The 18811-nt window shown below is 37.7% G+C and carries 25 protein-coding genes and 1 riboswitch; of the genes, 20 read left to right on the forward strand and 5 right to left on the reverse strand.

Going from position 1 to position 18811, the window contains the following annotated elements; translation table 11 throughout:
- The first annotated feature begins 161 nt into the window (after positions 1-161).
- Positions 162-1043 carry an alpha/beta hydrolase family protein gene (locus tag JNUCC25_RS06395; RefSeq protein WP_013055975.1) on the forward strand — a complete coding sequence of 294 codons (882 nt, stop codon included), beginning with the start codon at positions 162-164 and terminating at the stop codon, positions 1041-1043.
- 87 nt (positions 1044-1130) lie between these two features.
- Entirely contained in the window at positions 1131-1256 is a 126-nt protein-coding gene (locus JNUCC25_RS06400) for a DUF6254 family protein (RefSeq protein WP_013055976.1), read from the forward strand.
- 65 nt (positions 1257-1321) lie between these two features.
- On the opposite strand, the gene JNUCC25_RS06405 is transcribed toward JNUCC25_RS06400, so the two are convergent.
- Complete coding sequence (locus JNUCC25_RS06405; RefSeq protein WP_013055977.1) at positions 1322-2041, reverse strand: 3-ketoacyl-ACP reductase; 720 nt, start codon at positions 2039-2041, stop codon at positions 1322-1324.
- Between the two features lie 207 nt (positions 2042-2248).
- Here JNUCC25_RS06405 and JNUCC25_RS06410 point away from each other — a divergent pair, with 207 nt between their 5' ends.
- The 9 genes from JNUCC25_RS06410 (at position 2249) to JNUCC25_RS06450 (ending at position 10007) form a co-directional block, all read left to right on the forward strand.
- Positions 2249-3847 (forward strand): spore germination protein, encoded by a 1599-nt coding sequence (locus tag JNUCC25_RS06410; RefSeq protein WP_029325089.1) that lies wholly within the window; start codon positions 2249-2251, stop codon positions 3845-3847.
- A gap of 24 nt (positions 3848-3871) precedes the next feature.
- On the forward strand, positions 3872-5071 hold the full coding sequence (locus JNUCC25_RS06415; protein WP_029325090.1) for a Ger(x)C family spore germination protein: 1200 nt from the start codon (positions 3872-3874) through the stop codon (positions 5069-5071).
- Between the two features lie 11 nt (positions 5072-5082).
- The gene (locus JNUCC25_RS06420) at positions 5083-5319 is read left to right on the forward strand and encodes a hypothetical protein (protein ID WP_029325091.1); all 237 of its coding nucleotides are present in this window, start codon (positions 5083-5085) and stop codon (positions 5317-5319) included.
- A 26-nt stretch (positions 5320-5345) separates the two neighbouring features.
- Positions 5346-6467 (forward strand): GerAB/ArcD/ProY family transporter, encoded by a 1122-nt coding sequence (locus tag JNUCC25_RS06425; RefSeq protein ID WP_064471469.1) that lies wholly within the window; start codon positions 5346-5348, stop codon positions 6465-6467.
- Positions 6468-6537: 70 nt separating this feature from the next.
- Positions 6538-6581, forward strand: a riboswitch (PreQ1 riboswitch).
- Between the two features lie 230 nt (positions 6582-6811).
- The gene (queC, locus tag JNUCC25_RS06430; protein WP_013082241.1) at positions 6812-7477 is read left to right on the forward strand and encodes a 7-cyano-7-deazaguanine synthase QueC; all 666 of its coding nucleotides are present in this window, start codon (positions 6812-6814) and stop codon (positions 7475-7477) included.
- Positions 7477-7917, forward strand: coding sequence for a 6-carboxytetrahydropterin synthase QueD (gene queD, locus JNUCC25_RS06435; protein ID WP_013055983.1), 441 nt, complete (start codon positions 7477-7479; stop codon positions 7915-7917). The genes queC and queD overlap by 1 nt, the downstream gene beginning before the upstream one ends.
- Entirely contained in the window at positions 7910-8641 is a 732-nt protein-coding gene (gene queE, locus JNUCC25_RS06440; protein WP_025749424.1) for a 7-carboxy-7-deazaguanine synthase QueE, read from the forward strand. Before queD ends, queE begins: the two co-directional genes overlap by 8 nt.
- A gap of 98 nt (positions 8642-8739) precedes the next feature.
- Entirely contained in the window at positions 8740-9237 is a 498-nt protein-coding gene (gene queF / locus JNUCC25_RS06445; protein ID WP_013055985.1) for a preQ(1) synthase, read from the forward strand.
- Positions 9238-9305: 68 nt separating this feature from the next.
- Positions 9306-10007, forward strand: a complete 702-nt coding sequence (locus JNUCC25_RS06450; protein ID WP_013055986.1) for an NAD(P)H-binding protein — start codon at positions 9306-9308, stop codon at positions 10005-10007.
- Between the two features lie 33 nt (positions 10008-10040).
- Here the strand turns inward: JNUCC25_RS06450 and JNUCC25_RS06455 are convergent, their stop codons facing one another.
- Both JNUCC25_RS06455 and JNUCC25_RS06460 read right to left on the reverse strand, forming a co-directional pair.
- On the reverse strand, positions 10041-10268 hold the full coding sequence (locus JNUCC25_RS06455; protein WP_064471470.1) for a hypothetical protein: 228 nt from the start codon (positions 10266-10268) through the stop codon (positions 10041-10043).
- A 316-nt stretch (positions 10269-10584) separates the two neighbouring features.
- Positions 10585-10770 (reverse strand): YkvS family protein, encoded by a 186-nt coding sequence (locus JNUCC25_RS06460; RefSeq protein WP_013055988.1) that lies wholly within the window; start codon positions 10768-10770, stop codon positions 10585-10587.
- Between the two features lie 307 nt (positions 10771-11077).
- Here JNUCC25_RS06460 and JNUCC25_RS06465 point away from each other — a divergent pair, with 307 nt between their 5' ends.
- The 4 genes from JNUCC25_RS06465 to JNUCC25_RS06480 all read left to right on the forward strand — a co-directional run bounded on the left by JNUCC25_RS06465 (position 11078) and on the right by JNUCC25_RS06480 (position 13623).
- Positions 11078-11923, forward strand: a complete 846-nt coding sequence (locus tag JNUCC25_RS06465; RefSeq protein WP_013055989.1) for a patatin-like phospholipase family protein — start codon at positions 11078-11080, stop codon at positions 11921-11923.
- A gap of 17 nt (positions 11924-11940) precedes the next feature.
- Positions 11941-12135, forward strand: coding sequence for a hypothetical protein (locus JNUCC25_RS06470; protein ID WP_013055990.1), 195 nt, complete (start codon positions 11941-11943; stop codon positions 12133-12135).
- A gap of 147 nt (positions 12136-12282) precedes the next feature.
- Positions 12283-12609, forward strand: a complete 327-nt coding sequence (locus JNUCC25_RS06475) for a hypothetical protein (RefSeq protein ID WP_013055991.1) — start codon at positions 12283-12285, stop codon at positions 12607-12609.
- Between the two features lie 312 nt (positions 12610-12921).
- Complete coding sequence (locus JNUCC25_RS06480) at positions 12922-13623, forward strand: cell wall hydrolase (protein WP_078081603.1); 702 nt, start codon at positions 12922-12924, stop codon at positions 13621-13623.
- A 25-nt stretch (positions 13624-13648) separates the two neighbouring features.
- Here JNUCC25_RS06480 and JNUCC25_RS06485 read toward each other — a convergent pair whose 3' ends face one another.
- Entirely contained in the window at positions 13649-14008 is a 360-nt protein-coding gene (locus JNUCC25_RS06485; protein ID WP_014461047.1) for a YueI family protein, read from the reverse strand.
- Positions 14009-14683: 675 nt separating this feature from the next.
- Between JNUCC25_RS06485 and JNUCC25_RS06490 the strand changes: the two genes are divergently transcribed.
- The 5 genes from JNUCC25_RS06490 to JNUCC25_RS06510 all read left to right on the forward strand — a co-directional run bounded on the left by JNUCC25_RS06490 (position 14684) and on the right by JNUCC25_RS06510 (position 17781).
- On the forward strand, positions 14684-14980 hold the full coding sequence (locus tag JNUCC25_RS06490; protein ID WP_029325095.1) for a hypothetical protein: 297 nt from the start codon (positions 14684-14686) through the stop codon (positions 14978-14980).
- A 230-nt stretch (positions 14981-15210) separates the two neighbouring features.
- The gene (locus JNUCC25_RS06495; RefSeq protein WP_078081604.1) at positions 15211-16509 is read left to right on the forward strand and encodes an NCS2 family permease; all 1299 of its coding nucleotides are present in this window, start codon (positions 15211-15213) and stop codon (positions 16507-16509) included.
- A gap of 174 nt (positions 16510-16683) precedes the next feature.
- The gene (locus tag JNUCC25_RS06500; protein WP_064471471.1) at positions 16684-17058 is read left to right on the forward strand and encodes a cbb3-type cytochrome c oxidase subunit I; all 375 of its coding nucleotides are present in this window, start codon (positions 16684-16686) and stop codon (positions 17056-17058) included.
- 204 nt (positions 17059-17262) lie between these two features.
- Positions 17263-17526, forward strand: a complete 264-nt coding sequence (locus JNUCC25_RS06505; RefSeq protein ID WP_013055998.1) for a hypothetical protein — start codon at positions 17263-17265, stop codon at positions 17524-17526.
- A 48-nt stretch (positions 17527-17574) separates the two neighbouring features.
- Positions 17575-17781, forward strand: a complete 207-nt coding sequence (locus JNUCC25_RS06510) for a hypothetical protein (RefSeq protein ID WP_013055999.1) — start codon at positions 17575-17577, stop codon at positions 17779-17781.
- 57 nt (positions 17782-17838) lie between these two features.
- Here the strand turns inward: JNUCC25_RS06510 and JNUCC25_RS06515 are convergent, their stop codons facing one another.
- Entirely contained in the window at positions 17839-18636 is a 798-nt protein-coding gene (locus tag JNUCC25_RS06515; protein ID WP_013056000.1) for a Cof-type HAD-IIB family hydrolase, read from the reverse strand.
- Positions 18637-18811: the final 175 nt, after the last annotated feature.

The following is an 18811-nucleotide window of genomic DNA, read 5'->3' on the forward strand; positions in this document are numbered from 1 at the left end:
ATTTCTTTACAGATGAAGAAATTTGGGTTTTGCGGTATGATAAATAAGCTGTATTGGCGATGGGATGAATGCCCTTTTTAGCAAACATTTAAGAAGGGTAAAGCCAAATGAAAACACTCATTATAAAAGAGAAAAGATATTTATTGAGGAGAGGGTTTCTGTTGAAAAAATGGGGCATCATTGCATTAATCACTGTAGCTGTGCTCGGTGTGACAGCGGTTTTCAACCGAGCTGAAAGTGATGATGTAAATAAAGAAAAATTGAATTTATTATCGCCTTATTCAAATAAAGTAGATGTATATAGCATTACGTATCCTAGTGATAATTTAAAGATAAAAGGGTTTTTAGTACAGCCTAAAGACATTGCAGACAAACATTATCCGCTTTTAGTATATAATCGCGGAGGAAATCGCGAACATGGCATGATTCGCGCAAAAACACTTCAGTATTTGTCATACTGGGCAAGTAAAGGCTACGTCGTTGTTGCGACTCAATACAGGGGAAATGGCGGAAGTGAAGGAACAGAGACGTACGGCGGTAAAGATATTGACGACGTATTAAATCTTATTAAATGGGGAGAACAGCTTCCTTATGTAAATCACCAGCAAAAGGTAGCGCTAGGATATTCACGCGGCGGCATGATGACGTATTTAACGATGAAAAACGGCGTTAAATTTGATGCAGTTGTCGTACAATCAGGTATTACCGACATGTTTCAATTCTATGATCAAAGAGGGCCTGAAATGAAACAAGTGCTGCGGACAATTGTAGGAGATCCGGCGCAGTATCCAGAGAGGTATAAAAGTCGTTCTGTTGTCTATTGGAGCGATAAAGTAAATTCACCTCTTTTAATTTTACAGGGTGATCATGATCGTAAAGTTCACCACACTCAGGCTGAAAAGCTTGTGAAACAACTAGATGAGCAGGGAAAAGAATACAAATACGTACTGTACAAAAACGGAGACCATCCGCTAACTGCTTATTATGATCAATATAACGCGGAAATTGATAAATGGTTTAAAGTACATTTAGCTAAGCAGTAAAGAAATTGGAAGCAGTTTTGATGAATGGAAAAGAGCACCTTGTTTTATCCTACTACATGTAAGCATTTAAAAAGGGGATGAAGCAAAATGACTCAGTCTAAAAGTCAAAAAGAGCGTCAGTGGAATGTACGAAAACAATCACAAAACCCATCGCATGGAAAAGTAAAATCTTTTGAAGAACTATCACAAGAAATCACGCCTAAACGTAAATAAGGTAACCATCATATAAAGGAAGACACAAAAAAGGAGAGCTGAAGCTCTCCTTTTTCTATGTTTGTTTATGGATTTGTGGACCACATGCCCGCAGATTTGATAAAAATACGCGGATGCAGTTTTAATTGTGCTACCATAATTTCTGCTAGGTCTTCAGGCTGCATCACTTTATCAGGATTGCCATCCGTTAAGTTTTCTTTATATGCTAATTCCGTTGCTACTGTACTTGGTGTTAGCGCTGTTACACGAATATTGTGTTTGCGCACTTCTAGCGCTAGAGATTCAGTTAAGCCGAGCACGCCAAATTTTGAAGCGCTGTAAGCACTTGTAACGGGAGCGCCTTTTTGACCAGCAGTGGATGAAATATTGATGATGTCTCCACCATTTTTTTCGATTAATTGAGGTAGAACGGCGCGCGTTACGTAGTAAACGCCCATTAAATTCACATCAATGATTTGTTTCCACTCAGCTGGGTCTAGCTCTAAAAAGCTTCCGAATTTACCGATTCCTGCATTGTTGATTAAGATATCCGTTGCCCCTAATTTTGTATGTAGATGCTCAACTGCTGCGTTTACTTCTTCCATAGAAGAAACATCTGCTGTTGCATAAGCAACTTGTACATCAAATGCTTCTAGTTCAGAAGCAACAGCCTTTAAATCTGACTCTGTACGAGCAATTAAACCGATATTTACGCCTTCTTTTGCTAATTCAATCGCAGTTGAACGACCGATACCTTTTCCTGCTCCTGTAATAAGAGCTACTTTGCCTTTAAGTGATTGTGCCATGTATAGACTCCTTTCAATGTTCCGCATAAACATTCTTCATAATAACAAAGAATTATCCATTACTATCCTATAGAAATGCACAAATGATGTCAAAAATAAAGATTATTAAAATGGCTTCAAGTATAAATTTCCTTTTCATACAAAAACTATAGAGACTAAAAAGAAGAAATTCGGTTTCTTTTCGTTCAATGTAGTGGAGGATGAACAATGCGTATAAAAAAACTATCTGAGTTAACGAATAAATCCAAGCAGCGGAAAGAAAAAGCTGATGAATCCAAGGACTCTAAGGAAACTAGTGCTTCTTCTACACAGGAAGAGCAGAAATTATCGGAGAGGGTGGGAGATAATTTATCCCGCATGAAAAAAGCACTGGGACAGAGCACGGATTTAGTTGTGCGAGAGTTTCGAATTTCGATTGAAGAAAAATTCACTTTAGGTGTTGCTTACATCGACGGATTAGTAAATAAAGACGAAGTTGAACACTATGCGCTGGACTCCATTATGCACTATCACGATGAACATTTAAAACATGATGATGGCATCGTTAATATGTACGAATTGATTAAAAGCTATAGTTTGGCAGCGGGTGAAATCATGGAAGCAAAGACATTGGATGATGCTCTTCTTCATGTTTTATCAGGAGATACCGTACTGTTTTTAGAAGGGTATCAAACGTGTATTGTGGCAAGTACAAGAGGGTGGAGAGACAGGGCTGTTTCTGAACCACAATCTCAGACCGTTGTAAGAGGGCCTCGAGACAGTTTTACAGAAACACTGCGAACGAATACCGCATTGATTCGGCGCCGAATAAAATCTCCAAAACTTTGGATTGAATCTCAGCAAATAGGAGAGTTTACAAAAACGGATATTGCGCTCGTTTATATAGACGGCATTGCGGATGAACAGGTCATTCAAGAGGTAAAGGAGCGTCTTTCTAAAATTGATATAGACGGTATTTTGGAGAGCGGATATATTGAAGAGTTGATTCAAGATGAAGATTATACACCTTTTCCTACTATGCATAACACGGAGCGTCCAGACTCTGTGGCAGCAGGTCTTTTAGAGGGACGAATAGCCATTTTAGTAGACGGTACACCTTTTGTATTAATGGTTCCTGCCCTATTTATTCAATTTTTTCAAGCGGCCGAAGATTATTACCAGCGCGCAGATATTAGTACATTGATTCGCTTAATGCGCTACATGGCATTTTTCTTAGCCCTTTTAACACCTTCTGCTTATATTGCTTTAACTACTTTTCATCAAGAGATGCTTCCTTTTGCTTTGTTAATTAGTATTGCAGCTCAAAGGGAAGGTGTTCCTTTTCCTGCTATTATTGAAGCGTTTATTATGGAAATCACGTTTGAAATTTTGCGAGAAGCGGGAGTACGATTGCCTCGAGCAGTAGGTTCAGCTATTTCGATTGTGGGAGCACTCGTTTTAGGAGAAGCCGCCGTACAAGCGGGATTAGTTTCACCTGCAATGGTTATCGTTGTATCCATCACCGCTATTAGTAACTTTGTGTCACCTGTGTATGATATGGCTATTGCAGTAAGGATGCTGCGCTTTATTTTAATGGTTTTAGCAGCTACTTTTGGCTTGTTCGGTATTATCCTGGGGTTAATTTTAATGATTTTACATTTATGCAGCTTAAGGTCATTTGGAGTCCCTTATATGACACCTATGGCTCCATTTGTGAAGCGTGATCAAAAGGATGTTCTGATTAGACGTTCGATCAAAAAAATGAAAACAAGGCCAAAGCTGATTAACGAGAAGAATATTTCACGTCAAAAGACGCAAAAAAACTAAACTGTGTAAAGGTGGCCGTTTACTATGAAAGCATTTCTAATGTTATGTATCTGTTCATTGCTATTAAGCGGCTGCTGGAGCAGTCGAGAGTTGAATGAGCTAGCCATTACGGTTGCTGTCGGAATTGATAAAGCAGAAGATGGCATCATTGTTACAGTTCAGCTGATTAACCCTGGTGATATTCAGGCCAAAACCCCTACAAACGGGCCTTCTGTTACCACATTTTCTATTAAGGCTTCGTCTGTAATGGAAGGGCTAAGAAAAATAACGACGAAATCCCCGCGGAAAATTTATCTTTCTCATTTACGAATGCTAGTCATTAGCGAAAGCATGGCGGAAGAGGGTATTGCTGAAGTGCTTGATTTCTTTGCTCGGGATCATGAAGTGCGTACCGATTATTTTGTTGTTGTTGCTAAAAATACGAAAGCATCGAGCGTTCTGAACGTATTAACAACAATAGAAAAAATACCAGCTAACCATATGTTTGCTTCATTAGACGTGTCACAGCGTATTTGGGCACCTACTAGAGGAGTAAAGTTAAATGAACTGATCAGCAACTTAACCAGCGAGGGAAAGCAGGCGGTATTATCAGGGGTATTGGTGAAAGGCAATGTAAAAAATGCAGGAGATATGTCGAGCATTTCTCGCACCAATCTTTCCACACTGCTCAATTTCAAAGGATTAGGTGTCTTTCAAAATGATAAGCTTATCGGCTGGTTCAATGAAGACGAAAGTAAAGGATATAACTATATTACAGGAAATGTAAAAAGTACGTTGATTGTTATTCCATGCGAAAAAAAAGAAAAAAAGCATGATATTATCGGAGTAGAAATGCTTCGAACGAATGTCAAGGTGACAGCTACTATGAAAAATCATAAACCTCATATTCACGTTGATTTAAAAGGAGAAGCTAACGTAGCTGATGTAGAGTGTCAAGTAAATTTACAGGACCCAGCTGTAATCAATATGCTCGAACGAAAAACAGCAGCCGACGTAAAAGAAAAAATGAATGATGCAGTAGAAAAAGCTCAAAAAACCTATAAAAGCGATATCTTTGGTTTTGGCGAAGCGTTTTACAGACAAGATGTAAAGAGATGGTACAAAATGAAAAGAGACTGGAACAGAATTTACGCAGAGGATTTAACCGTCGATTTAGATGCAAAAGTTCAAATCCGTCGCTTAGGCACGTTAAATAACTCATATATGAAGCAAATGAAGCATTAAGGAGAAAGAAAATGGAGGGATTTATCGCCTTACTTGTACTGCTTGCTTATTTGACTAAAAAAATAATGATCAACTTCCGAAAGGAAAATTATTATCGTGAAATAGTCGTCTACCTTTGTCTCATAGGTTTGGGTCTATTCTTTTGGGGAGCGATTACACTCCGTAAAGAAGTTCCTACGCCTCTGTACTTTTTAGAGGCACTAATTAAGCCTCTTACTAGAACCGTTCATCATCTGTTATTCACGTGAGCAAGCATGTAGGAGAGAAGGTGTGTATGATGCAAATAAAAGAATTTATTAGTCCGAAACAATTTCTTTTTCTAATTTATGTTTTTTGTATCGGAAGCGCCATCTTGGCAGTTCCGGCTACATTATTAGAGACGAATAGACAAAATGCGTGGTTTTGCGGTGTGCTTGCTATTGGCTTTGCACTTTTAATCGTTGCGGTGCTTTTATGGCTGATTCAGCGTTACCCTCAGCAAACATTCATTCAAATAGCTAAAAAGGCGCTAGGTCGTTATGCCGGAACGTGTATTTCTCTTATTTACATTTTCTTTATGTTCATTCAATCTACGTTTTCGCTTCGAGACATCAGTACATTTATGACGACTCAAATTGTCCCTGAAACGCTGCCTACGTGGATTCATGCGCTTGTTCTTTTAGCTGTTATATACGGAGGGTATCTAGGTATTGAAGTGGTAGGGAGAACCGCGGAAATCTTTTTGCCGTGGATTGCGGTCCCCTTTTTATTGTTAATTGTTTTAAATATTCCTCAAATGAAAATTGATCGTCTTTATCCTTTTTTTGAATTCAGCATGGGTGATTTAGTATTAGGGACCACTTATTTTTTAGGAAACCCGTTTATGGAATTGGTTTTTATTCTAATGATTACGCCTCATGTAAAAGGTGGAAAAAAGGTAAAAAGAATGTTTGTTATCGGCACTGTCGCATCGGGCTTGACGATTACGATTGCAGTTGCGGCTTGTATATTAGCTCTTGGCGCGAATATTGCATCGATGCACAGCTACCCAGTTTATTTATTAGGAAAAATGATTTCGTTAGGTGCAACGATTCAGCATGTTGAAGTATTAGTAGCTATTATTTGGATGTTATCTATCTTTTTTAAAGTTGTCATTGTGTTCTATGCTATTCAGTTAAGTATCGTCCAACTGTGTAATTTACGGGTGCGCAATTTTTTAAGCTTTCCTTTAGGTCTAATTATTACAGGTGTGGCGTATTACATTATTCCCAATACAGCGTACTTCAATTATTTTGAAAAATATTACTGGCCGTTTTATTTATTTGTACTAAGCGTCTGTTTTCCGTTGTTATTTATTGCGCTTTCTTATATAAAGAAAAATAAGGCAGCTAAAGGAGATAGAAGCCAACAAACATAGCATTATTTATACGCATGTGGTATAATACGATGACAATTCAAGAAGAAACTCCGTGCACGTTTGTATATGTACGGGAGAGGTTCGAAAACTCCCTCTATAAAAAACTAAGATCATCGTTGATGACAAAAGACACGGTTTTAGCGTGTCTTCTTTCACGTGCTTTTCTATCAACGCGTCTTTTTGACGTGTATGCTGGCGAGGACGTGTATCTTAGTTGCTTTTTAGGGAGATTGCTGGAAAAGAGCAGTCTCTTTTTTGTGTTATAAAATTAGTCACAAAGGGAACGAACGGTTCAATAAAGTTTCTTCTTCTTTTGATTTCAATCAAAAAGGAGACGAACAATAATGATGAAAAATGAAAAAGCTATTGTTGTATTTAGCGGAGGTCAAGATAGTACAACATGTCTATTTTGGGCTTTGAAAAACTTTAAAGAAGTAGAAACGGTTACTTTTCAATACGGTCAGCGTCATAGTCAAGAGATAGAGGTAGCAAAAGCTATCGCAGCTGATTTAGGTGTGAAGCATACCGTACTAGATATGTCACTTTTAAATCAATTAGCACCAAATGCCTTAACGCGAGATGATATTGAGATCGAGCAAAAAGAAGGAGAGTTGCCTACAACGTTTGTGGACGGCCGCAATCTGTTATTTTTATCATTTGCAGCCGTACTGGCTAAAAACAGCGGAGGCCGTCATATCGTAACAGGCGTTTGTGAAACTGATTTTTCGGGATATCCAGACTGTCGAGATGTATTTGTAAAATCGTTAAACGTCACGCTTAATTTATCAATGGACTTTGAATTTGTGATTCATACGCCGCTTATGTGGATTGATAAAGCAGAAACGTGGGCGTTAGCGGATGAGCTAGGGGCGCTTGAGTATGTGCGTGAAAAAACATTAACATGCTACAACGGTATTGTTGCTGATGGATGCGGCGAATGTCCCGCATGTCAATTGCGAAAACGCGGGTTAGATCAATACATGCAAACAAAAGAAGGAGGAGAGGAATAATGCTGCAACAAATGTATCCTCAAGTATTTCATGACTATGAATATGAACTGAACAAAGATATGCAGTTTGCTGCGGCACACTTTGTTCCTCACACAGAAGCAGGAAAATGCCGTCAAGTCCATGGACATACGTATTTTGTAAACTTAACTGTTGCCGGAGATACATTAGACGAAGCGGGCTTTTTAGTAAACTTTGCGCTATTGAAAAAAATTGTTTCTGGTCAATTTGATCATACATTATTGAACGATCATTCTATCTTTAACGAAGAAAATCCAAATGATTTTCCTACAACTGAAGTTGTTGCTCGTAAAATTTATGAGTTGGTTCAAGAATATCTAGACACACTACCAAATAAGCCTTCTTGCGTACAAGTATTCGTGCGGGAAACGCCGACAAGTTACGTAGTTTACCGCCCAAAGAAGGTGAAAAAACGTGGCTAATACAATTCCAGTACTTGAAATATTCGGACCAACGATTCAAGGGGAAGGAATGGTTGTAGGACGTAAGACGATGTTTGTTCGTACCGCGGGCTGTGATTATTCCTGCAGCTGGTGTGATTCAGCTTTTACATGGGATGGATCTGCTAAAAACGATATTCGTCAGCTAACAGCAGAACAAATTTGGACGGAGCTAAAAGAAATTGGAGGAGAGTGCTTTGATCACGTCACCATTTCTGGAGGAAACCCTGCGCTTATCAAGGCGATTGGTTCACTTGTAGAGCTTTTGCACAGTCATGGGGTAAAAGCAGCTCTTGAAACACAGGGAAGCCGTTATCAGGATTGGTTCCTAAAAATCGATGATTTAACGATTTCTCCTAAGCCTCCAAGTTCATTAATGAAAACAAATTTCTCCGTATTAGACGATATTATAGAGACATTAATAAAGGAAAAACGCATGGCGCATATAAGCATAAAAGTCGTTGTATTTAATGATGAGGACTTTGAGTATGCAGCCTCTGTTCATGAACGTTATCCTGAGGTTCCATTTTTTGTTCAGGTAGGCAACGAGGACTTAACGACAATCGATAATGCGTCGTTAACACAAGAATTGCTTAAGAAGTATGAGTGGTTAATCGATAAGGCAGTGGCAGCTAAAAACATGAACGATGTAAGAGTTCTGCCGCAGGTTCACGCCCTTGTTTGGGGAAATAAACGAGGCGTGTAAGCGCATAGCAAAAAATTTACAAAGAAAAATAAAAACAGATATATACAAAATAAAAAAACGCTGTTAGAATGACAATCGTAGAAAGAGAGGAAATGCAAATGAGCGGTCGAAAAGATGAAGAATTAGAAGGTGTATCACTCCTTGGAAATCAAGGAACAAACTATTTGTTTGAATATTCACCAGAGATTCTAGAAGCATTTGATAACAAACATCCAAATCGTGATTATTTTGTGAAATTCAACTGTCCAGAATTTACGAGCTTATGTCCAAAAACAGGTCAGCCGGATTTCGCAACCATTTATATTAGTTACATTCCAGATGAAAAAATGGTGGAAAGCAAGTCGTTAAAGCTTTATTTGTTCAGCTTCCGTAACCATGGAGATTTCCATGAAGACTGTATGAACATTATTATGAATGACTTAATTAAACTGATGAATCCAAGATATATTGAAGTATGGGGAAAATTCACACCACGCGGCGGAATTTCAATTGATCCATATACAAACTACGGCCGTCCCGGTACGAAGTATGAAGAAATGGCTAATTATCGCCTGATGAATCATGATTTATACCCAGAAACAATTGATAATCGTTAATTCGAACAAACAGGTTGTGTATGCAACCTGTTTTCCATTGCAAAAACAACAGGTGAGAAGGTGAAAGAATGTCACAGAGATCAGCATTAGTATTAGGTGCAAGCGGACTTGTTGGTCAAGAACTTTTAAAAATGTTATTAAGCAACAGCTTATATAACCATGTGACAGTGTTTGTTCGAAAAAAGCTACCAATCGAACACACAAAGCTACGTCAGCTTGAAATTGATTTTTCAGAGCTTGATAAGCACGAAGAATGCTTTGCAGTTGATGATGTATATTGCTGTTTAGGCACGACAATGAAAAAAGCAAAAACAAAAGCGAAATTCATTAAAGTGGACTACGAATTTCCTTTAAAAGCGGCTAAATGTGCAGAAAAATATCGCTGCAAAAACTTTTTAACGATTACAGCAATTGGTGCTGATCTTCGTTCGCCATTCTTTTACAGTAAAGTAAAGGGGCAAGTAGAAGAAGATATCGCAAGCTTGTATATCCGTTCTACTCACTTTTTCCGCCCATCGTTATTATTAGGAAAGCGCCAAGAGTTTCGCCTATTTGAAAAGATTGGGGGATACACGTTAAAGTCGTGTTCATTTTGCCTTGTAGGAAAGTGGAGAAAGTATCGTCCAATTAAAGCGTATAACGTAGCCAAATCGATGATGAAAGCTGCCCTTGAAGATAAATGTGGCGTTCATGTACATGAAAGCCAAGACATTTATACAGGTGAATGCTATTATTCGTTTACCAACGGTAAGCGAGTATTATCAAAATAAAGAAAAGCCTCTTCATAAGAAGGGGCTTTTTTTCTATCTTCCGTCACCATCCGCATCTCCACCGCTATCTCCATCGCCATCATGATCGTGGTTAGAAGCAGATTCACTCCAGCTTGTGTAGGAGTTAGAATCTTCTTCGGCATAATTCATGGGTTCAACGGATGTTTTTTTATTTGAAGTTTGTTTGCGTTTAAAAACGAACTGCAGGATGAAAAAAAGAATGACAATAAGAGCAACGATAAACAATACAGTATCAAACATGCTAGTAATTCCTTTCGGTAAGAAGATAGTAGTAGCTTGTTCTTATTGTCACACGAAAATAAGCCCCTTTCAAGAAAAAATGGGGCCTGTTTTTGTTTCTTTAAGGAAACTTTTTTTATCTTAACCATATATTATTGTATAAAGAAACATTTTAGAAAAGAGGGAGTACAGTGAAAAAAAGTTCGAAGGATGTTAAGGTGCAACAGTATATTTACCTCATGTATAAGCTGGGGATTATTACAGAAGAACAAAAGAATCAATTCTTTCAAAACCAATAAAAAAGCAACCGCTTTTTCTTTCCGGCTGCTTTTTTCCTTTACATAGCTGGATTAATGATGGTGTAGTTTTTGTGGTTGACAACAGTTCGCTGTTCTAAGTCTAAATCGCGGTAGTTTGTCATGTAAGTCAAATCTACAATCACGGAGTTTTCATTTACTTTTTCGACAATGCCCTGTAAGCCATTTTTAAATTCTATCAAGTTTCCTACCTCTGCTATTTTCATGATTCATCGCTCCTTTGTTTTAAATTAGTTCATTATAAATTTTTTAAATAATTTTAATTTTAAAAATAATAAAACTAGTTAGCGTTTTCTTTTTTACAATTTTGCCTTAAAACTGGGAATTAGTAAAGGGTTTTTTGAAAAAATATAAAATAAAATTGAAAAAATAAGTAAAATGTGCTGAGAAATAAAAGGAATTGGTAGCTTTAACGAAAGAGAGAAGCAGGACAGTTCCATCTTTGTTCATCTTTCGTTATAATAAACGAGGTATAATCTTGTCATAAATTATAAGAATTAGAAGGTGTAGAAATTGAAAGATACTGGACTCGTGCTCGAAGGAGGCGGTATGAGAGGCCTTTATACAACTGGAGTTTTAGATTACTTTATGGAAAGAAATCTGTATCTTCCGTATGTAATTGGCGTTTCAGCCGGCGCTTGTCATGCCACTTCTTATTTATCTAGACAAATAGGAAGAAGTCGCAAAGCTAATTTAGATTTTTTAGAGGATCCTCGCTACTTGTCGTGGAAAAATTATTTTAAAACAAAAGAGATATTTGGGATGGATTTCGTTTTTGATGAAATTCCTAATCAGCTTCTTCCATTTGACTTTGAGGCATTTGCTGAGCGTACAGAGAAGCTTGTAGTAGGAGCAACGGACTGCGTGACGGGAGAACCTGTTTATTTTGATGAGTATGACCGGGACATTTTGACAGCGGTTCGCGCTTCTAGTTCCCTTCCATTTTTAGCACCTGTCGTTACATATAAAGGAAAAGAGCTGTTAGACGGAGGAATCAGTGATCCGATTCCAATCAAAAAAGCAGTGCAGGATGGATATAGAAAAAATATTGTTGTGCTAACGCGAAACGAAGGATATCGAAAAAAGAAATCAAATATGCTTTGGTTATTGAAGCGCAAATACCGTCATTATGATGGGCTGACTCGTGCGCTTGAGAACCGCTATAAATTGTATAATGAAACATTGTCATATATTGAAGAACAGGAAAGACAGGGGAATATCTTTGTGATTCGTCCGCAAACCCCTCTTGTAGTAGGGCGAATTGAGAAGAATCGTGAGCGTCTCGACGCTCTTTACAACCAAGGATATAAAGAAGCTGAAGCTCAATTTGCATCTCTGCAAAATTGGCTGAACAGTTAAAAGCGAGGTGAAACTGAATGGATGAACAAACAGCAATAAACATGTTGAATGAGTTAAGTGAAGGAAAAGTAACCGAAATTAAAGTTAAAAAAGAAGACTTTCTTGCTTTTCGCCCTTTTTTAGTAAATCGCCCTGATTTCAAACATTTTCGTGGAATAGCTGGACGCGGTGGAGATTTCACCTATACGTATCTAGAAATTCCTAGGAGCTAAACGAAATGATGGCATTATTTGATTATGCCTTATATAATGGATGTATGAGCCTGTACAGTAGAGAATATACTGTTACAAGTGCTTGTGCGTTTATTTAGTAACGTACGGTAAGAGCGAATAAACGTGTTTAGTTATAGGAGGGATATTATGGATGAGTTTCGAAAAAGTACAGCACCTTTTTATTTTGCAGATCATATATGGAAAGATAAAAATGGAATGACGACTTATGGGATGCTGTTAACGAACCGGCCCGAAGATGACGGGGACTATGACCTCCATTCGTTATTAGAAGAAGCATATGTAGATCATAAAAAAATTCTAATTACTACTGTTTACGACAACAGTGAACAGCAGTTGAGCGGATACGTGATACATTTATCAGATGATCAAGACGTCTTTACGTTTATGGATGATACGGGTGCTAAGCTAGTGATTGATTTCTATGATGTTGTAGAAATTGAGATCGAAGATTAAAAAGAGCTGAATGTTGATTACAACATTCAGCTTTTTTGTGTAAAAGTAGATGAATTTAAATGTTTATCATAAGAATTATAAGGGAAAAACAAATGAAGAAATTTCTGATTAAACTGAAATAAAGCGGGAAAATATACCTGTATTTTAGAAAAATTACCGTGATTATGACAAAAAACAAGGTACAATGTCATAATTGTGTTTCGAACGTAATTTTGTTCATCAAACTTAAAGAAATGTAACTGAATCGTTCGGTGAAACCCCTATATAGCTATGATAGAGTAATACCATACGAAATTTCAGGAGGTATTACCTATGAAACATAGTTATATGAAATCAATGGTAGTAGCTTGTTTAGCTACTCTTTCATTTATAGGTTTTAATGCAACAGCTACGGCTGCAACTAATTATAAAGTAGTCAAAGGCGATAGTCTTTGGAAGTTAGGTAAAAGATATAGTGTAACAATTGACGATATTAAAAAAATAAACAATCGTCAAGGAGATATGATTTATATTGGTGAAACATTAGCGATTCCGAGTGAGACAAAAGTGCTGGCTGCTGAAACAACGGAACCTTCAACGGCAGCACCGGCTAATAAGGTTAAGCCAGAAGCAAAACCTGCAGAGCAGGAAACACCTGCAGTTTCGATCTCTGCAAGTGAAAAAGATTTATTAGCTCGCTTAGTAGAAGCTGAAGCAAAAGGCGAATCATATGAAGGAAAAGTAGGGGTAGCAACAGTGGTGTTAAACCGTGTAGATTCTCCGAAGTTTCCAGATACGGTAACAGGAGTTATTAAACAAGTTGTCGGAAAAGCATACGCTTTTTCACCGGTCCAAAACGGATCAATTAACAAACCTGCTTCAGAAGATTCGAAAAAAGCAGTAGAGCAAGCATTGACTAGAAAAGATCGTTTAGACGATTCCATTTACTTTTATAATCCAAAAACAGCTACCGATAACTGGATTCGTTCACGTGCTGTAATTAAAACAATTGATCATCATGTATTTGCCAAATAAAAAAGAGCCGTTCTGGCTCTTTTTTTTAGTCTAAAAAGATATCTCGTTCCAAACTGCCTTCAGAACCTGTTAAAACCAGACCAATATCGGTATCAGCTTCTAAGTTCTGAACGATAGTAAAAGGCACTTTATGTTGGTTAGCCGCTTGAATATAGGGGGAGAGGTATGAATAAGACAAGGAGCCATTTAAAAACAAATGACCGTCTTTCACTTTTTTTAAAAGAGGCTTTATTTTTGCTGCATCCTTTTTCATGACTTGCCCTTTTTTTAGCGCAATTTCAATATTTTCACGTAGAGCAGTTAGGAAATATCTTCTTTCGTCTCTTTTTGTTTCCTTTGCTCCGTACATTCCTCGTTCTAAGTATTCTTCTAGTTGATCAGACATTGCGTCACTTCCTTTCGTTATAAACTATAAACGATTATGGCTATAAGTAAAAGGCTTAGGAAAAAAGGAAAATCACTGTGCTATATCACCTGTTTTTTTGCTGAGTACAAAGAAAAACAAAAAATGTGTTGAAATTTAGCCTGAAATATTGTTTAATGTAAATAGATAGAAAATCATATCGGTTTTTTATTAAAGGTTTGTAAGCGATTACAGATATACATACATAGCAGCGTTTGGGGAGACGCTCCTATGATTTTATGTTCAAAGCGCATTGTATAAAAAGGGGATTATATAGCTTTAGGGCATATACGGTCAAGCAAAGGGTCAGATAAATTAATAAAAAATCGCTATGTATTTTCATAAGAAGAACGGTCAACATTTTTGTTGAGCGTTCTTTTTATGCGTTCATATTATGTTTATTCCTCATTGCAGCAGGTGCTGAAAATTGTAAAGGTGCATTCCTCGTTTCATCTCTCTTATTTTACATAAGTTACATGTAGTATGTTTCAAAGACTTAAAAAATATATGTCTGTACGCTTGTTTAATCCTAATGAGGTGGTAGAAAAGGAATATTTTTTAAGAAATCACAAAAAAAGAGGCGATTGCCTATGCAAGAAGTAGGTGAATAACATATGTAATAAAGAGAATGAAATATAATTTGAGGAGGCATGTATCATGCAAGAATTTGATATTAATGACATAAGAAGACCATTCGGTGGTTTTGGAGGATTTGGAGGCTTTGGTCGTCCAGGATTCGGTTTCGGTCGCCCAGGTTTTGGTTTCGGTCGTCCTGGTTTTGGCTTCGGCCGTCCGGGGTTCGGCTTTGGCTTTGGTCGCCCTTGGGGTTGGGGCTTTGGAGCTCCATTTCTTGGAGGATTAGTTCTTGGAAGTGCACTAGGAGGTCCAGGTTATTACGGTTATCCAGCCCCATATTATCCGCCGTACCCACCATATTATCCTTATTATTATTAAAACAGTGAGCGCTGATAAAGCGCTCTTTTATTATGTCCAATCCAAGGTATATATAGAATGAATGCAAGACGTTACGTTTAGAAAATGATAACAGTTTTAAATAAGGAATGAACGCTTAAGCTAAAGGAGACAAGTTTTCCTTGCAACAATTGTTGATTTTGCTATAATAACTTCGGTGGCATTTTTGGTCACTGGGTGGGCGAGGGATAGATGAAAAGAAGGAAATTAGATTGAACGCATTATTTGAAAAGTTGTTTCGTTTAAACGACCACCAAACAACTGTCGGAAAAGAAAGCTTAGCTGGGGTCATTTCATTTCTTTCCATCGTGTATATTATTGCTGTTAATTCAACCATTTTGTCTGATGCCGGTATTCCGCTTGAAGCAGGAATATTTGCAACAATAGCTTCGGCTTTTGTAGGCTGTGTTATTATGGCTTTTTGGGCAAATGCGCCTCTCATCCTGGTGCCAGGTATGGGGATTAATGCATTGTTTACGTATACGATGGTTCAATCAATGGGGTTATCTTGGCAAGAAGGGTTATTAGCAGTAGTGATATCCGGCTTTCTTTTTATAGCATTAGCTTTTTCACGACTGTCTGCCAAAATTGTCTCTTCGATTCCGCATTCGCTAAAAGAAGCGATAACAGTCGGTGTTGGCTTATTTTTAACATTTATCGGTTTGCAAAAAGGGAAGCTTGTAGTTCCAAGCGAAAACACTTTTGTAGCACTTGGAGACTTGTCAGATCCGTTTGTGATCAGTACGCTGTTGACGTTAATTATCACAATCGTACTGTTTATCCGAAATGTGAAAGGTAACTTTTTGTTAAGCATGATTGCTGGATCAGTCCTTGCCTTCTTACTTGGTGTAAGAAGCGGTGCAGAAAAAGGACAGTCGGCTGGGAGCGTGAACGACTTCTTTAGCAGCTTTGGCACATTGTCTTTTGGAGCTATTGGAGACGTTGCGTTTTGGGCAGCTGTCTTTTCATTAACAATGGTATTGATTTTTGAAAATATCGGTTTGCTGCATGGTCAGCTAGGTATGATGAATCAAGATAGCAAATTTCCGCGGGCCTTTCAAGCAACAGCCGCCTCAGCTTTGCTAAGCGGCGTGTTTGGAACAAGTCCAACGGTGTCTTCTGTAGAAGGAGCATCTGGTATTGCAGCTGGAGGGCGAACGGGTTTAACATCGCTGATTACAGGAGTTTTATTTTTAAGTTCACTTCTGTTTATTCCATTTATCAAGCTGGTTCCAGATAGTGCTATTGCACCTATTCTTATTGTTATTGGAGCATTGATGATTCAAAATATCAAAAACATCAATTTACAGGACTTAACAGAAGGTTTCCCTGCATTTTTAATTATTGCGCTTATTCCTCTTACGTACAGCATTGCTGATGGAATTGCATTTGGGTTCATTGCGTATCCACTGCTTAAATTATTCCTTGGTAAAATGCGTGAAGTATCGATGTTTATGTATGTAAGCGCGCTGTTGTTTTTCTTGAATTTTGTGCTGCATTATATTGCTTAAAATAGACAGCTGAGTACTTTTGCTCAGCTGTTTTTTGTGTTTGCGGTAAAGAATCCTCTTTTTAGATATCATACTCCGTATTTCGTGTCCTTTGGCTAATCTGCCGCTTCTAAAATGACGTTTCCTGCGTAAAGTAGTACAGAAGTCGGAGGGGGATATAAGGGGGAGAAAACGATGGGAATTAAATTAATTAAAATATCAGCCGTTTATTTTGGAATTGGCATCATATTGGGGTATTATATGTCAATTGTTCACAGCTACGCTTTGACACCTGTTCACGTGCACATCAATTTATTAGGATGGACATCGCTTACGTTAGCGGGAATTATTTATTATTTGTTTCCTGCGTTTAGCGAAAGTAAATTAGCCAAACTGCACGTATGGTTGCATAATATAGGATTACCGGTCATGATGATTGGTTTATTTTTCATGATCGTACTAGAAAACCAAGCTTTTACACTCGTAGTGGCAGCAGGAGCAACACTTACGGCTATTGGCGTTTTAATTTTCGTATATCACATCCTTAAAAATTTGAAATCTGAACGATGAACGAAGAAGGTCGTTGACGATGGCTGCTAATTTCAAAAGGAAAAAGAACCAGCTATAGCGAATATACATGTAAACAAGGTGAAAGTGTGATTTACATAAAGATGTGCTAGGCATCTTTATAAGGAGGGGTAAGCTGCAGGGATTTCTAGCTCTTATAAAAGCCAATAAAAGGGCTGATTATAAGTTTCTTGCGGCGGAGATACTATGGGAGAACATCAACAATTAGTGCGTGTTAGGGAGCTAGCAAATGAAATTATTCGACTTCGTCTTCAAGACCGTACGACTTATGACGAATTAGAGTTGCAAAATAATGTAGAGTTGTTGTCTCGTTCTGTGGTTGACTTAGTAAACATTATGTTAGCCGAAGATGTGGATTCGTCTACGTCTTTAAAAGCTACAGCTTCTAAAATGAAAATGGTGTATAATAACATGCATCAAGCTGAGAAAAAAGATTATTTGCATTTCTAATTGCTAGGCTCCTTTTCGCCACAAACGAAATGGAGGTGTACGAGGCAGATGCTATCGTCACTAACGACTTCTGAAGCTATTGTAGCATCCGTTCTTGCACTGGTTGTCATTGCCGTTTCCATTATCTTTTTTGCCACTCTTATTATGGTTGTTGTTCGACGAGAAAGAATCAGCAGCTTGGTTAATCACGGAGAGCATGCAGATGGGAAGCAAAAAAGCTTAGGTGAATTTTTTCGTTCTTTACGAAAAAAATAACTACCGTTTTCTTATTAAATAGATAAAAGCGGTCAATTTAAACGTTGACCGCTTTTTTTAGGTTGTTTGCTTATTTTTTTCTAAAACAATACGCGCTGCTTCACTAACTGATGACACAACAGCAGAGGCGTGGCGCTGAACAGCTTCAGGAGCTGTAGCCATAGCGAAACTGTTCGGCGTTAATTGGAACATAGGAATATCATTAAATGAATCCCCCACACATGCAATTTCCTCTGGTTTTAGCTGAAGATGATTTAATAAAATTTCAATGGCATTTCCTTTGCTGATATGTTTAGGCATAATATCCAAACACTGCTTGGCAGAAATATATGTATCAATATAATCACCAAACTCTTCGTTCACTTCTTTTTGCAGAGCTACCATTTCATCATGATCTCCAAGAACCGTGATTTTAGATGGAGAAAGAGCGTGACCAAATGAATCTGTCATTTCAATTTGTTCTTCGATAGGGAAAAACATGTGAGTTTCAATTGCTTCAATAATTTCATTTCGCTGCTCTACATAATTGGTGTCGTTTGAACAGACAAGCGTAATACGGTTAGGATCTATCGTTTTTTTATAAAGTTGAACCGCTAAATCATCTTCAAACACTTTTCCATGAAGTTCTTGATTTTCTTTGGTCCACACAAATCCTCCGTTTTGGCTTATGCGATGAAATGTATTGTTAATATCAGTAGAAATTTTTAAAATTTCCGTATCCATTCGTCCAGAAGCAAGACAAACCTCTACTCCTTGGCGCTGAAGTTCACTAAGTGCGTCTGCATTATGCTGTTCTACGTATTTTTCTTCGTGTAAAAGAGTGCCATCTAAGTCGCTTACAAATAATTTGATCATTTCTTGAAAATTCCTTTCCCTGAAAAATTTGCTGTGATAAGAGTGTTACAAATTTATTACATTCCTTATTCTATCAGTGTTTCCCAAGAAACTCATAAAAAAAGCTCAAACCGGCGGTGAATTCAAAGAGATTGAGACATAACTACATCAATTTTTCCCGCAGGAGTCTTCGCCT

The organism is Priestia sp. JNUCC 25 (assembly GCF_053667915.1).

What these genes read in the sequence shown, in the direction of transcription:
- JNUCC25_RS06400 (WP_013055976.1), top strand. Translation starts at nt 1,131, where the DNA reads ATGACTCAGTCTAAAAGTCAAAAAGAGCGTCAGTGGAATGTACGAAAA.
- JNUCC25_RS06405 (WP_013055977.1), bottom strand. Translation starts at nt 2,041, where the DNA reads ATGGCACAATCACTTAAAGGCAAAGTAGCTCTTATTACAGGAGCAGGA.
- JNUCC25_RS06410 (WP_029325089.1), top strand. Translation starts at nt 2,249, where the DNA reads ATGCGTATAAAAAAACTATCTGAGTTAACGAATAAATCCAAGCAGCGG.
- JNUCC25_RS06415 (WP_029325090.1), top strand. Translation starts at nt 3,872, where the DNA reads ATGAAAGCATTTCTAATGTTATGTATCTGTTCATTGCTATTAAGCGGC.
- JNUCC25_RS06420 (WP_029325091.1), top strand. Translation starts at nt 5,083, where the DNA reads ATGGAGGGATTTATCGCCTTACTTGTACTGCTTGCTTATTTGACTAAA.
- JNUCC25_RS06425 (WP_064471469.1), top strand. Translation starts at nt 5,346, where the DNA reads ATGATGCAAATAAAAGAATTTATTAGTCCGAAACAATTTCTTTTTCTA.
- queC (WP_013082241.1), top strand. Translation starts at nt 6,812, where the DNA reads ATGATGAAAAATGAAAAAGCTATTGTTGTATTTAGCGGAGGTCAAGAT.
- queD (WP_013055983.1), top strand. Translation starts at nt 7,477, where the DNA reads ATGCTGCAACAAATGTATCCTCAAGTATTTCATGACTATGAATATGAA.
- queF (WP_013055985.1), top strand. Translation starts at nt 8,740, where the DNA reads ATGAGCGGTCGAAAAGATGAAGAATTAGAAGGTGTATCACTCCTTGGA.
- JNUCC25_RS06450 (WP_013055986.1), top strand. Translation starts at nt 9,306, where the DNA reads ATGTCACAGAGATCAGCATTAGTATTAGGTGCAAGCGGACTTGTTGGT.
- JNUCC25_RS06455 (WP_064471470.1), bottom strand. Translation starts at nt 10,268, where the DNA reads ATGTTTGATACTGTATTGTTTATCGTTGCTCTTATTGTCATTCTTTTT.
- JNUCC25_RS06460 (WP_013055988.1), bottom strand. Translation starts at nt 10,770, where the DNA reads ATGAAAATAGCAGAGGTAGGAAACTTGATAGAATTTAAAAATGGCTTA.
- JNUCC25_RS06470 (WP_013055990.1), top strand. Translation starts at nt 11,941, where the DNA reads ATGGATGAACAAACAGCAATAAACATGTTGAATGAGTTAAGTGAAGGA.
- JNUCC25_RS06475 (WP_013055991.1), top strand. Translation starts at nt 12,283, where the DNA reads ATGGATGAGTTTCGAAAAAGTACAGCACCTTTTTATTTTGCAGATCAT.
- JNUCC25_RS06480 (WP_078081603.1), top strand. Translation starts at nt 12,922, where the DNA reads ATGAAACATAGTTATATGAAATCAATGGTAGTAGCTTGTTTAGCTACT.
- JNUCC25_RS06485 (WP_014461047.1), bottom strand. Translation starts at nt 14,008, where the DNA reads ATGTCTGATCAACTAGAAGAATACTTAGAACGAGGAATGTACGGAGCA.
- JNUCC25_RS06490 (WP_029325095.1), top strand. Translation starts at nt 14,684, where the DNA reads ATGCAAGAATTTGATATTAATGACATAAGAAGACCATTCGGTGGTTTT.
- JNUCC25_RS06500 (WP_064471471.1), top strand. Translation starts at nt 16,684, where the DNA reads ATGGGAATTAAATTAATTAAAATATCAGCCGTTTATTTTGGAATTGGC.
- JNUCC25_RS06505 (WP_013055998.1), top strand. Translation starts at nt 17,263, where the DNA reads ATGGGAGAACATCAACAATTAGTGCGTGTTAGGGAGCTAGCAAATGAA.
- JNUCC25_RS06510 (WP_013055999.1), top strand. Translation starts at nt 17,575, where the DNA reads ATGCTATCGTCACTAACGACTTCTGAAGCTATTGTAGCATCCGTTCTT.
- JNUCC25_RS06515 (WP_013056000.1), bottom strand. Translation starts at nt 18,636, where the DNA reads ATGATCAAATTATTTGTAAGCGACTTAGATGGCACTCTTTTACACGAA.